Here is a 13058-nt window from a genome sequence, read left to right on the forward strand (position 1 = left end):
ACTCTGGCTGCGGCCGGACCACCACCGGCCGCAGTTTCGGGGAGGCCCGCCCCGGTCACCGGCAACAAGGCGAAACGAGAGAATCATGCCGCTCGAGATCAAGAAGGTCGGGGTCATCGGCGCAGGCCAGATGGGCAACGGCATCGCGCACGTGTGCGCGCTCGCCGGCTACGACGTGGCGCTGAACGACGCGGACCCCGACCGCATCCGCTCCGGCCTCGCCACCATCAATGGCAACATGGCCAAGCAGGTGGCCAAGGGCACCGTGTCCGAGACCGACCGGCAGGAAGCCCTCGCCCGCATCGTCGCCGCGGACAAGACCGAGGACCTCGCCGACTGCGACCTCGTGATCGAATCGGCCACCGAGCGGGAAGAGGTGAAGCGCAAGATCTTCTCCGGGCTCTGCCAGGTGGTGAAGCCGGAAACGCTGCTCGCCTCCAATACCTCCTCCATCTCCATCACCCGCCTCGCCGCCGCGACCGACCGGCCGGAGCGCTTCATCGGCATTCACTTCATGAATCCGGTGCCGCTGATGGAGCTGGTCGAGCTGGTGCGCGGCATCGCCACCGACGACGAGACCTTCGAGGCCTCCAAGACCTTCGTCACCCGCCTGCACAAGACCTATGCGGTGGCCGAGGACTTCCCGGCCTTCATCGTCAACCGCATCCTCCTGCCGATGATCAACGAGGCCATCTACACCCTCTATGAGGGCGTGGGCTCGGTGGATTCCATCGATCGCGCCATGAAGCTTGGCGCGAACCATCCCATGGGTCCGCTCCAGCTCGCCGACTTCATCGGCCTCGATACCTGCCTCGCGGTGATGCAGGTGCTGCACGAGGGGCTCGCCGATTCCAAATATCGGCCCTGCCCGCTGCTGGTGAAGTATGTCGAGGCCGGCTGGCTCGGTCGCAAGACGCAGCGCGGCTTCTACGACTATCGCGGCGAGAAGCCCGTCCCCACCCGCTGAGGCATCCGGCGGAGAGGTCGGGCACCCCGGCCTCCCCGCGGATCAACCCGGCCCAGCGTCGCCGGGCTCCTGGTCATCGCCGGCTGCGGCGGCGGGCAGTTCCACCCGCTGCAAAAGACCGCCCCCGGGCCGGTTCGAGAGGATGAGCTGTCCGCCATGGCGGACGATGATCTCGTTGGCGATGGCGAGACCAAGGCCCGCCCCGGGAATCTTCACCTGCCGCGCCGGATCGACCCGGAAGAACGGCTCGAACACCCGCCCCATCAGCGCCTCGGGAATGCCGGGGCCATCATCCTCGATCACCAGCACCACCCGCGCTGCATCCGCGCTGACGGCGAGCCGCGCGCCGCAGCCGTGGGTCGCGGCATTGACCGCGAGGTTGCGCACCGCGCGCTTGAGCGAGAGCGGCCGACCCGCGACGCACGCCGGGGATGCGGCGAGGAGAACGACAGCGAGCCCGATCTCCTTCAGTTCCATCGCCACATCGGCGGCAAGACGGTCCATCCGTACCGTCTCCAGCGTGCCGCCCTCCACCTCCTCGCGCACCAGGCGGATGGCGCTGTCGGCGATGCGGTCCAGCTCCGCGAGGTCGGAGAGCCACTGGGCGCGCTCCTCCTCGTCCGGGATGAATTCCGCGCGCAGGCGCATGCGGGTGAGCGGCGTGCGCAGATCATGGGCCGCGCCGGCGACGATACGCATGCGGCTGTCCATGGAGGCCTTCAGCCGCGCGGAGAGCCGGTTGATGGCGACCGCCGCGGCGCGCACTTCGGTCGGCCCCCGCTCGGGCAGCACGGGCGGCTCGCCGTCGGGACCGATGCGGAGCGCCGCCTCCTCGATGAGCGAGAGCGGCTTGGTGAGCCGGCGCACCGCGAACACCGCCACCACCGTGACCCCGGCGACCATGAAGGCAAGCCACGCGGCGAAGCCGAAGGTGCCGCCCGGAGGGCCGGGCGGCGGCAGCGGCTGACGGCGGCCATCCACCACCAGCCAGCGCCCGTCCGGCAGCGCCAGGGCGGTCACGCCCGTCGGCCCGCCGGGGGGCGCGGAACCGGGCCCATCCGGCGCTCCGGAGGGCGGCGGGCGGCGCAACACCCGGACGGGCAAGGTCGAGCCGAGCCTTGCCAGCGCCTCGCTCATGAGGCGGGTCTCTTCCGGATCGATCTCACCCGCGGGCGGCACCGGACGCAGCAGCGCCTCGCCGGATTGTGACCGGACCTCGGTGCCGCGCGGAACGGCCGCGGCCAGATCGGCCATGATGAGAAGGTCCGCCGCATGGGTGCCGTGATCGCCGAACGGCGGCCAGAGCGGGCGCGCGACGAAGAAGGAGGCGCCATTGGCCAGCGCGATCACCACCAGCACCGCCACCACGAGGATGGCGGAGACCTGGGCGCGCAGGGTCCTCACGGCGCCTCCTCGATGTCCACCCGCACGGAGAGCTGGTAGCCGCCGTTGCGCAATGTCTTCAGGATCTGGAACGCGCCCTGGTCGCCGAGCTTGCGCCTGAGCCGGCTGACCAGCACGTCCACCGAACGGTCGAAGGGGCCGGCCTCCCGCCCGCGGGTGATGTCGAGCAGCTGGTCGCGCGAGAGAATGCGGCCGGGCCGCTCCAGGAAGGCCATCAGCAGGTCGAACTCGGCCCCGGTGAGGGGCACCTCCGCGCCGTCCGCCGCCGTGACGCGGCGCAGGTCCGGCTCGGCACGGAAACCGGCGAAGCCATAGGCGCGGACGGCGGAGGAGGCGGGATCGGTGACGCTGGTGCGCCGGAGGACGGCGCGGATGCGGGCCACCAGCTCCCGCGGATTGAACGGCTTGCCGAGATAGTCGTCCGCCCCGATCTCGAGGCCGATGATGCGGTCCACGTCTTCCTTCAGCGCGGTGAGCAGGATCACCGGTACCCGCGAACGGGCGCGCAGGGCGCGGCACAAATCGAGGCCGGAGGCGTCGGGCAGCATCAGGTCCAGCACCACGAAATCGATGCGCTGGGTGGTGAGCTTCTCTTCCATCTCCCGCCCGTCGCCGGCCGCCGTCACGCGGAAGCCCTGCGCGGCGAGATAGCGGCTGAGCAGCTTGCGGATTTCGAGATCGTCGTCGACGACGAGAATATGCGGACCGTCCTGTTGCACCGGTTCCTCCGTTCGGGCCGATGCTAGCCCGCCTCCCCGGCCGCCGCACGCATCCGTGCTTCCCAGCGTTGCCACGGGGCGGCTGGCAACATTGCGTTACAAAATCCGCCGGGCAGGACATCTAACGATACCTCCCTGACCTCATTTGGCTACGAGCCGCCTCCATCCTCGCGTCAACCTGATGGACAGGAGGCACGCCATGACGTGCAACACGCCGATGCCGAAGACGCCGCGCCAGAGTTTCCGGGCCCTCATCCTCGCCGGGGCGACCCTCGGCATTCTGGCCGTCGCGGGTTTCATCGTGTCCTCGCCGGGATACGCCAAGGTGGACGACCACATGCCCCCGCAGGACCAGTTCGCGGCCGGGCCGGACACTCCGGCCATGCCCTTCGGTCCGCCCGGTCCTCCCGGCGCGCCCCGTGGCCCCGCTGGCGGTCCTCCCCCCGGCCCCTTTCCTCCCCCCGGCCCCATGGGCCTCGCCCGCAACCTCGCCGCCGCCGAAGCCGCCCTCGGCATCCGCACCAACCAGCTCGACGCCTGGCGCGACTTCACCGATGCGCTGCAGGAGGCCTTGCCGCCCCCGCCGCCGCCGCCTCAGCCCGGCGCCGCGCCGCTCTCCCTCGTCACCGCGTTCGGCGCGCGCAGCGAGGAGGCCGGCAAGGCCGGTACCCGGCTCCTCAAGGCCGTGGACGCCCTGAAGACGCGCCTCTCGCCCGACCAGATCGAGAAGCTGGGCCGCCTCGAATTCGCACTCCTGCCGCCGCCTCCGCCGCCCCCCGGCGCGCCGCCCCGCAGCCACCCCGATCACCTCCCGCCGCCCCCTGCGCGTCCGTGAGGTCACGAGAAGGAAGGGAATCTCGCCGCCCTTGATCTTCCCTTCCCCGCAGCGGGCGTGCCTCGGCACGCCCGCTGTCCGCATTTCAGGCCCCGTCCGGGCCCGTCACACGCCTGTCGCGCGTTGCACCTATTGATCTGAAAACGGTTTCACGCTCCATTGGAGCCCACCGGGGTCGGACGTGCCGCGCATCGTCACCATCAGGACCGTCGCCGAGCGCGCAGGCTGCTCCATCGCGACGGTCAGCCGCGTCATCAACCGCTCGGCGCCGACCAGCGCCGAAGTTGAGGCCCGGGTCCGTGCGGCCATCGACGAGCTGGGCTTCCGCCCCAGCGAGATCGGCCGGGCGCTGAAGACGCTCAAGACCCGCACCCTCGGCGTCCTGATCCCGAGCCTCACCAATCCGGTGTTCGCCGCCTCCGTGGCGGGGATGCAGGCGGCCGCCCGCGAGCGCCGCCACACCCTGCTCCTCACCGCCACCGATTACGACCCCGCCGCCGAGGCGGAGCTGGTGGAAACGCTGGTGGCGCAGAACGTGGCCGGCCTCGTACTCACCGTCGCCTGCGCCGAGAACAACGCCACCCTCGACCTGCTGGAGGCCGAGAGCATCCCCTTCGTGCTCGTCCACAACGAGCCGGACACCGATGCCCGCGCCGCCGTCTGCGTGGACAATGCGGCGGCCACCTGCGCCCTCACCGAAGCGATGATCGCGGCCGGGCACCGCAACATCGCCTATCTCGCCGGCCGCTTCGCCACCTCCGACCGTTCGCTCCGGCGCTATGAGGGCTATCGGGCGGCCATGGAGACGGCCGGGCTCGATGCCGTCGCGCCGCTGGAACTCGACTATCTGGGCGACGCGCCGAGCCACGCCGCCGCGCTCGCCGGTCTGTTCGGCGGCCTTTCCGCCCCCACCGCGGCGCTGTGCTCCAACGATCTGCTCGCCCTCTCCGTCATCGGCGCGCTGCGCGACCTCGGCATCCGCGTGCCGGACGACGTGTCGGTGGCCGGGTTCGACGGCATCGCCCTCGGCCGGGCCATGAGCCCGAGCCTCGCCACCGTGGACACGCCCACCCGCCTGATGGGCGAGCGGGCCGTGGAGCTGCTGTTCGAGATGATCGAGACCGGCGCCGCCCCCCGCGTGGAGCGGCTGCCCTTCAGCCTGCGGTCCGGCGGCACCCTTGCCGCCGCGTCGAAGCGAACCCGCCGACAGGAACCCACCCCGCCGACCCCACCCAACCCGTGAGGCCCGCCATGCGTCCCCTCAAGACACTTTCCGCCGTGACGCTTTCCGCTCTTGCGCTCGCCGCCGTGGCAGCCATCGCCCCCGCTCGCCCGGCCGCGGCGGCGGATGCCATCTGCTACAATTGTCCGCCCGAATGGGCCGACTGGGGTGCCATGCTGAAGGCCATCAAGGCCGACACCGGCATCGACGTGCCGCAGGACAACAAGAACTCCGGCCAGTCCCTCGCCCAGATCCTGGCCGAGAAGGCGAGCCCGGTGGCGGACGTGGCCTATCTCGGCGTCACCTTCGGCATCAAGGCGAAGGATGCCGGCGTCACTCAGCCCTACGAGCCCAAGGGCTTCGCCGACATTCCTGACGGCCTGAAGGACAAGGACGGCAATTGGTTCACCATCCATTCCGGCACGCTCGGCCTGTTCGTGAACAAGGATGCGCTGGGCGGCGCCCCGGTGCCGGCCTGCTGGGCCGACCTGCTGAAGAGCGAATACAAGGGCCTCGTCGGCTATCTCGACCCCACCTCCGCTTTCGTCGGCTATGTGGGCGCTGTGGCGGTGAACGGCGCCATGGGCGGCTCGTTCGACGACTTCAAGCCGAGCATCGAATACTTCAAGAAGCTCCAGGCCAACCAGCCCATCGTGCCCAAGCAGACGTCCTACGCCCGCGTGGTCTCCGGCGAGATCCCGATTCTGTTCGACTACGATTTCAACGCCTACCGCGCGAAGTACAACGAGAAGGGCAATTTCGCCTTCGTCATCCCCTGCGAAGGCTCCGTCGTCGTCCCCTATGTGATGACCATGGTGAAGGGCGCGCCGCACCCCGAGGCGGCGAAGAAGGTTCTGGACTACGTGCTCTCCGACAAGGGACAGGCCATGTGGGCCAAGGCCTACCTGCGCCCCGCCCGAAACATCACGCTGCCGCCGGAGATCGCCAGCCGCTTCCTGCCGGCCTCGGACTATGCCCGCGCCAAGCCGGTGGACTATGCCCGCATGGAGACCGCGCAGAAGGCCTTCTCCGACGCCTACCTCAACAACGTGAAGTGAGGCGGGCATTCGCCTGAAGCCATGCACAGCGCCGATCGCCTCGCCCGCCTGTTCCTGCTGCCGCTGTTCCTGTTCGTGGCGGCCTTCTTCCTGCTGCCCATGGTGCGGCTCGTCGGCGTCGCGGGGTCCGGCCCCAACGGGATGGCGGAATATGTCGCCATCCTCACCAACCCGAGGCACTTCGCGACGCTGGTGGCGACCCTCGCCCTCTCGGCGGCGGTGACGGCGGCGACCCTCGCCATCGGCACCGTCGTCGCCCTGTTCCTCGCCCGCAACCGCTTCTGGGGCCGGCCGCTGCTGGTCTCGTGCCTCACCCTGCCGCTGGCCTTTCCCGGCGTGGTGGTGGGCTTCATGGTCATCCTGCTCGCCGGCCGGCAGGGGCTGCTTTCCAGCCTGTCCATGGGCCTCGGCATGGGGCGATGGGTGTTCGCCTATTCCATGGCCGGCCTGTTCGCGGGCTATGTCTATTTCTCGCTGCCGCGCGTGCTGGTGACGCTCATGGCGGCCGTGGAGAAGCTCGATCCGGCATTGGAGGAGGCGGCCCGCTCGCTGGGTGCCGGCCGGTTCGAGGTGCTGCGCGACGTGACCCTGCCGGGCATCGCCCCGGCGCTGATGGCCTCCGGCGCCATCGCCTTCGCCACCGCCATGGGGGCGTTCGGCACCGCCTTCACGCTGGCGACGCGCATCGATGTGCTGGCGATGACCATCTATACGGAGTTCACCCTGAACGCGAACTTCGCCACCGCGGCGGCCCTCTCCATCGCCCTCGGCCTCATCACCTGGGCGGTGCTCGCCCTCTCGCGCAACCTCGCCGGTAACGGCGTGGCGGCGGCCGGCTGAGGGCTATCCATGAAAACGCGCGCCATGAAAACCCACCGCCTCACCTTCGCCTTCCAGCTGTTCGTGACCCTGCTGGCGGCCGCCTTCCTCATGGTCCCGGCCGGCGCCTCCATCCTTGCCGGCTTCACCGCCAACTACTTCCGGGGCGTCTCCTCCGGCCTCACCCTGGACTGGGTGAAGCAGGTGCTGGCGCTCTATTCCGACACCATCTGGCTTTCCATCGGCATCGCGCTCGGCACCCTCGCGGCGACGCTCGTCCTCGCCGTGCCCGCCGCCTGGGCGCTGGTGCGACGCCCCTCGCGCCTTGCCCGAATCGTGGAAGAGGTGGTGACGCTGCCGGTGGCGGTGCCCGGCCTTGCCTTGGCGCTGGCGCTCATCCTCGCCTATGGCGCCATCCGCGAATTCCGCATGAGCCCGGCCTTCATCCTCACCGGGCACGTGCTCTACACTTTGCCCTTCATGCTGCGCGCGGTGATGGCGGTGCTCGCCGCCGTCGATATCCGCTCGCTGGAGGAAGGCGCGGCCTCGCTGGGCGCCTCGCCGCTGCAGCGCTTCTTCCATGTGGTGCTGCCCAATGCGAAGGGCGGCATCCTCGCCGGGGCGCTGATGGTGGTGACGCTCTCCATCGGCGAGTTCAACCTCACCTGGATGCTGCACACGCCGCTGACCAAGACGCTGCCGGTGGGCCTCGCCGACAGCTACGCCTCCATGCGCCTCGAAATCGCGAGCGCCTACACGCTGGTCTTCTTCGTCATGATCGTGCCCCTGCTCCTCGCCCTCCAAGTGTTCGGCCGCACCACCGGGAGCGCGCGATGACCGCACCCACCGGCGCCGCCATCTCCATCGCCGGCTGCGGCAAGACCTATCCGGACGGCACGCGGGCGCTCTCGCCGGTGGATCTGGAGGTGAAGGCCGGCGAGACTCTGGTGCTGCTCGGCCCCTCCGGCTGCGGCAAGACCACGTTGTTGCGCCTCATCGCCGGGCTGGAGACGCCCGACGCCGGCGGCCGCATCGCCTTCGACGGGGCGGACGTGACGGCCCTGCCCATCGAGAAGCGCAACGTGGGCATGGTGTTCCAGTCCTACGCCTTGTTCCCCAACATGAGCGTCATCGACAACGTGGCCTATGGCCTGCGCGTGCGTGGCGTGGCGACGGCCGCGCGGCGGGCGCAGGCGGCCTCGGTGCTCGCCATGATGCGCATCGAGGCTCTGGCCGAGCGGCGCATCGACCAGCTCTCCGGCGGCCAGCGCCAGCGCGTCGCCCTGGCCCGCGCACTCGCCGTGCGGCCGCGCGTGCTGCTGCTGGACGAGCCCTTGACCGCCCTGGACGCCGCCCTGCGCGAGCATCTGCGCAGCGAGATCGACGCGCTGCTGCGCCGCCTCGCCATCACCGCCGTCTATGTCACCCACGACCAGGCGGAAGCGCTGGCGCTGGGCGACCGCATCGTGGTGATGAAGAACGGCGCCATCGCTCAGGTGGGCACGCCGCGGGAGGTGTACTTCCGGCCGGCGGACGATTATGTCGCCGGCTTCGTCGGCATCACCAACCGGCTGGAGGGCATCGTGCGCAACGGCCGATTCGAGACCGCCGCCGGCATCCTGCCCGTCGCCGCCCCCGACCGGACCAAGGCGCACCTGCTGTTCCGCCCCGAGGCGGTGCGCCTCGTAAGCCCGGCCGAGGCGACACTGGTGTTCCAGGTGGCGCAGGTGGAGTTCCAGGGCCCGCGCCAGCGGGTAACGCTGAATGCCGGCGACGGAACCCGTATCATCGCCGAGGCGCCCGCCGACCTCGACCTCGCTGCCGGCGCGGCCATCGGCCTTGCCCTCGATGCCAACCGCTACACTCTGGCCTGACCCATGCTGATCGCCCAGCTCACCGACACCCACATCCGCCGCCCCGGCACGCTTGCCTATGGGGTGGTGGACACCGCGACCTATCTGGAAGCGGCGGTGGCCCACATCCGCGCGCTCGATCCCCGGCCCGATGCGGTGATCGTCACCGGCGACCTGACCGATTTCGACGACCCGGAGGAATTTGCCCGCTTCCGCGCCATCGTCGCGCCCCTCGACCTGCCGCTGTTTCCCGTGCCCGGCAATCACGACAGCTCCGGCGGGCTGCTCAAGGCCTTCCCGGAGATCGCCGCGCGCTGCGCGGGCGGACGGGTGAACTATGTGGTGGAGGATTTCCCGCTGCGGCTGGTGATGCTCGATTCCACAGTCTACGGCCGCCCCCATGGCACGCTGGGCGAAGAGGGCCTCGCCTTCCTCGATGCGACGCTGGCGGCAGCGCCGGACCGGCCGGCATTCGTCTGCGCCCACCATCCGCCGTTCCTCACCGGCATCCGCCACATGGACGTTCAGAACCTGTTCGACGCCGCGGCGCTGGAGGCGGTGCTGCGGCGGCATCCGCAGGTTGTCGGCTTCACCTGCGGCCATGTGCATCGGGCGGTGACGACCACCTTCGCCGGCATCGCCGCCACCATCGCCCCGGCCCCGGCCCATTCGGTCAGCCTGGCGCTGGACCCGGAGGCGCCGCCCACCTTCCACATGGAGCCGCCCAGCCTTTCGCTGCACCTGTTCGCGGAGGGACGGCTCGTGACCCACCGCAGCTTCATCGGCAGCTTTTCCGGCCCGCATCCCTTCTTTGGGCCGGACGGCAAGGCCATCGGCACGCCCGCCTGAGGCTCCAAAACAAAAAGCCCCGGCAGAGCCGGGGCTTTTCAATCGGGGAGAGATCAGGTCAGCCGCCGGCCACCGGCAGCGGGATCGGCGCCGGGCCGGCCGCAGTGCTGCGCGAGGCGGTGTGCTGCGCCACCCGGTCCGCGTAAGGCAGCTCGAGCCGCTCCCACACGTCCGACAAGGCGGTCGCCAGATGGGCGATGAGCGCGTCGTCGTGGAACGGAGTGGGGGTGATGCGCAGGCGCTCGGCACCGCGCGGCACGGTGGGGTAGTTGATGGGCTGGATGTAGATGCCGTACTCGGCGAGGAGCAGGTCCGACGCCATCTTGCAGGCCTTGGCGTCGCCCACCATCACCGGGACGATGTGGGTCGGCGTCTCCATCTGCGGCAGGCCGGCGGCGGCGAGGGCCGCCTTGACCTTGGCCACCTGGGTGCGCTGACCGGTGCGCTCGGCCTGCGAGTTCTTGAGGTGGCGCACCGAGGCGGTGGCCGCTGCGGCGATCGCCGGCGGCAGCGCCGTGGTGAAGATGAAGCCCGGCGCGTAGGAGCGCACGGCATCGATGACGAGGCGCTTGCCGGTGATGTAGCCGCCGACCACGCCGAAGGCCTTGCCCAGCGTGCCCTCGATCACGTCCACCCGGTGCATGACGCCGTCACGCTCGGCAACGCCGCCGCCGCGCTCGCCATACATGCCGACCGCGTGCACCTCGTCGAGATAGGTCATGGCGCCGTAGCGCTCGGCGAGGTCGCAGATGGCGCCGATGGGGGCGATGTCGCCGTCCATGGAATAGACGCTCTCGAACACCACCAGCTTGGGCCGGTCGCCCGCGGCCTTCAGCAGCTCTTCGAGATGGTCGAGGTCGTTGTGGCGGAAGATGGCCTTCTGCCGGCCGCCGTGGCGGACGCCCTCGATCATGGAATTGTGGTTCAGCTCATCCGAGATCACCACGCAGTCGGGGATCAGCTTGACGATGGTGGAGATGCCGGTGGCGTTGGAAATGTAGCCCGAGGTGAAGACGAGGCCGGACTCCTTGCCGTGCAGGTCGGCCAGCTCGCGCTCCAGCATCACGATCTCATGGCTGTTGCCCGAGATGTTGCGGGTGCCGCCGGCGCCGGCGCCGCGCGCCTTGGCCGCGTCGCACATGGCGGCGACCACGTCGGGATGGCTGCCCATGCCGAGATAGTCGTTGGAGCACCACACCACGATGTCGCGCGGACCACCCGGCGAGTGCCACACCGCCCGCGGAAAGTGCGAGGCGTCGCGCTCGATCTCGGCGAAGGTGCGATAGCGGCGCTCCTTGCGCAGGGCGTCAATGGCGTCGGCGAAGAAGGTATCGTAGATCATTCCGAACCCTGCGGCGGCAGACGGGATCGCGGGTGGATCCTCATTGTTCTAAGATTATGCTGCAACCTTGCTCCTTGTATTGATGCCAATCAAGAGCCGAGGGCGACGCGCGGCGATCCGGCGCAACCCACGGCCAGAGCTGCACAAATGCCGCAGCGCAGCAGGCGGCGCGGAAGAGAGTGACGGCAAGCTTTCGCCCGAGGTTGGCACCTGGAAACGAGCGGCGAGGGCCGCCGGCCCGGAGAGCATTGCGAGCGGCTCAGACCTGCCCTGCGCCGCTGCACTGATCTTCATCAAATTGCCCCTTGCATGGGCGGACCGAATCCCCTAAATCCGCGTTGCCCAAATTCGCACGTGCCTGTGGTCGCGTGTCGGTCGGTAGGATCTCCGGACAAGAGGCCGGAAAGCTGCCAGGACGATCGACAAGCCGGAGGGAACCGGCCCACCCCGCTCCTCAATGCGGGGGACGTGACTTGAAGCAACGACGTAAGGGCTTTTTTGGTCTCGGTCGGCCCTCCAAAGGTCGGCGTTACTAAAGAGGCACTACATCTTGCCGGCCGTGCGGAGCGGGACTTCCCTCTCCAATCGTGCGCAGTCGTCCTCGCTCCTGCTTTGCCTTGCGGCCAAGCGGGCGGTTCTGCTGCCGTTCGGTCCGATGATGCGGCCGGGTAAAGCCCCGGCGAAGCGGGTACGGCCCGCAGACGGTCGGCGTGTCCACATCGCCGGGCGAATGCGAGCGCGTGCCCCGGGCTCTCCCTTAAAGGAGCGTCCGTCCTGTCGTCGCGCAGTTCCCTGCGCTTCACTGGCTTCAGGTCACGGGGAGGTATCCATGACCGATCGCATCCGCGAATTCCTGCGTACCCGGCGAGAGGATGGCCCCTGCGTGGTGGTGGACCTCGACGTGGTCCGCACCAACTATCTCTCGTTCGCCCGCGCGCTGCCGGACACCCGCGTGTTCTATGCCGTGAAGGCCAACCCCGATGCCGCCATCCTGAAGGCGCTGGAGGAGCTGGGCTCCTCGTTCGACTGCGCCTCCACCGGCGAGATCGACATGGTGCTCGCCACCGGCGCGGGCGCCGACCGCATCTCCTTCGGCAACACCATCAAGAAGGAGCGCGACATCGAGCGCGCGTTCAAGGTGGGCGTTCGCCTGTTCGCCGTCGATTCCTACGAGGAAGTCGAGAAGATCGCCCGCGTCGCCCCCGGCGCCAAGGTGTTCTGCCGCATCCTCTGCGACGGTGCCGGCGCCGAGTGGCCCCTGTCCCGCAAGTTCGGCTGCGAGCCGGAGATGGCCGCGGACGTGCTGGAGCACGCCCATCGCCTCGGCCTCGCCGCCTATGGCGTGTCCTTCCACGTGGGCTCGCAGCAGAAGAACGTGCACGCCTGGGACGGCGCGCTCGCCTCTGCCGCCGCGATCTTCCGCGCCTGCGCCGAGCGGGGCATCTCGCTGTCCATGGTCAACCTGGGCGGCGGCTTCCCCACCCGCTATTTGCAGGACGTGCCGGGCGCCATCTCCTATGGCGAGGCGATCTTCGCCTCCCTGCGCCGCCACTTCGGCAACGCGATTCCGGAGACCATCATGGAGCCGGGCCGCGGCATGGTGGGCAATGCCGGCCTGATCGAGACCGAGGTCGTCCTCATCTCGAAGAAGTCCGAGCAGGATGCCATGCGCTGGGTCTATCTCGACATCGGCAAGTTCGGCGGCCTCGCCGAGACGATGGACGAGGCGATCCGCTACCCGCTGCGCACCCCGCGCGACGGCGACGACACCGCCCCCTGCGTTCTCGCCGGCCCGACCTGCGATTCCGCGGACGTGATGTATGAGAAGACCCCGGTCGAGCTGCCGCTTTCGCTCTCGATCGGCGACAAGATCATCATCGAGGCGTGCGGCGCCTACACCACCACCTATTCGGCGGTGGCGTTCAACGGCTTCCCGCCGCTGAAGTCCTACGTGATCTGAGGGCGGCTTCAGCCGCCGAAGATCCAAGCT

At 69.5% G+C, this 13058-nt stretch carries 12 protein-coding genes; 9 read left to right on the forward strand and 3 right to left on the reverse strand.

What is annotated here, in order from left to right; all coding sequences use genetic code 11:
• The first annotated feature begins 85 nt into the window (after positions 1 to 85).
• Positions 86 to 967, forward strand: a complete 882-nt coding sequence (locus V5F74_RS20520; RefSeq protein WP_029556091.1) for a 3-hydroxybutyryl-CoA dehydrogenase — start codon at positions 86 to 88, stop codon at positions 965 to 967.
• A gap of 42 nt (positions 968 to 1009) precedes the next feature.
• Here V5F74_RS20520 and V5F74_RS20525 read toward each other — a convergent pair whose 3' ends face one another.
• Both V5F74_RS20525 and V5F74_RS20530 read right to left on the reverse strand, forming a co-directional pair.
• Positions 1010 to 2371 carry an ATP-binding protein gene (locus V5F74_RS20525; protein WP_394009869.1) on the reverse strand — a complete coding sequence of 454 codons (1362 nt, stop codon included), beginning with the start codon at positions 2369 to 2371 and terminating at the stop codon, positions 1010 to 1012.
• Positions 2368 to 3090 carry a response regulator gene (locus tag V5F74_RS20530; RefSeq protein ID WP_394009870.1) on the reverse strand — a complete coding sequence of 241 codons (723 nt, stop codon included), beginning with the start codon at positions 3088 to 3090 and terminating at the stop codon, positions 2368 to 2370. The genes V5F74_RS20525 and V5F74_RS20530 overlap by 4 nt, the downstream gene beginning before the upstream one ends.
• 199 nt (positions 3091 to 3289) lie before the next feature.
• Between V5F74_RS20530 and V5F74_RS20535 the strand changes: the two genes are divergently transcribed.
• The 7 genes from V5F74_RS20535 (at position 3290) to V5F74_RS20565 (ending at position 9726) form a co-directional block, all read left to right on the forward strand.
• Positions 3290 to 3925, forward strand: a complete 636-nt coding sequence (locus V5F74_RS20535; protein WP_394009871.1) for a hypothetical protein — start codon at positions 3290 to 3292, stop codon at positions 3923 to 3925.
• 181 nt (positions 3926 to 4106) lie between these two features.
• Entirely contained in the window at positions 4107 to 5168 is a 1062-nt protein-coding gene (locus V5F74_RS20540; RefSeq protein ID WP_394009872.1) for a substrate-binding domain-containing protein, read from the forward strand.
• An 8-nt stretch (positions 5169 to 5176) separates the two neighbouring features.
• Complete coding sequence (locus V5F74_RS20545; protein ID WP_394009873.1) at positions 5177 to 6205, forward strand: ABC transporter substrate-binding protein; 1029 nt, start codon at positions 5177 to 5179, stop codon at positions 6203 to 6205.
• A gap of 21 nt (positions 6206 to 6226) precedes the next feature.
• Positions 6227 to 7045 carry an ABC transporter permease gene (locus tag V5F74_RS20550; RefSeq protein ID WP_394009874.1) on the forward strand — a complete coding sequence of 273 codons (819 nt, stop codon included), beginning with the start codon at positions 6227 to 6229 and terminating at the stop codon, positions 7043 to 7045.
• Positions 7046 to 7069: 24 nt separating this feature from the next.
• Positions 7070 to 7861 (forward strand): ABC transporter permease, encoded by a 792-nt coding sequence (locus tag V5F74_RS20555; RefSeq protein WP_374252786.1) that lies wholly within the window; start codon positions 7070 to 7072, stop codon positions 7859 to 7861.
• A complete protein-coding gene (locus V5F74_RS20560) occupies positions 7858 to 8898 on the forward strand; it encodes an ABC transporter ATP-binding protein (protein ID WP_394009875.1) in 1041 nt (346 codons plus the stop codon). Before V5F74_RS20555 ends, V5F74_RS20560 begins: the two co-directional genes overlap by 4 nt.
• A gap of 3 nt (positions 8899 to 8901) precedes the next feature.
• Positions 8902 to 9726, forward strand: a complete 825-nt coding sequence (locus tag V5F74_RS20565) for a phosphodiesterase (RefSeq protein WP_394009876.1) — start codon at positions 8902 to 8904, stop codon at positions 9724 to 9726.
• A 58-nt stretch (positions 9727 to 9784) separates the two neighbouring features.
• Here the strand turns inward: V5F74_RS20565 and hemA are convergent, their stop codons facing one another.
• Positions 9785 to 11068, reverse strand: a complete 1284-nt coding sequence (hemA, locus tag V5F74_RS20570) for a 5-aminolevulinate synthase (RefSeq protein WP_029556101.1) — start codon at positions 11066 to 11068, stop codon at positions 9785 to 9787.
• Between the two features lie 829 nt (positions 11069 to 11897).
• Between hemA and V5F74_RS20575 the strand changes: the two genes are divergently transcribed.
• Positions 11898 to 13028, forward strand: coding sequence for a type III PLP-dependent enzyme (locus V5F74_RS20575; protein ID WP_029556102.1), 1131 nt, complete (start codon positions 11898 to 11900; stop codon positions 13026 to 13028).
• Positions 13029 to 13058: the final 30 nt, after the last annotated feature.

It is taken from the genome of Xanthobacter aminoxidans, from assembly GCF_043193615.1.
Taxonomy (GTDB): domain Bacteria; phylum Pseudomonadota; class Alphaproteobacteria; order Rhizobiales; family Xanthobacteraceae; genus Xanthobacter; species Xanthobacter aminoxidans.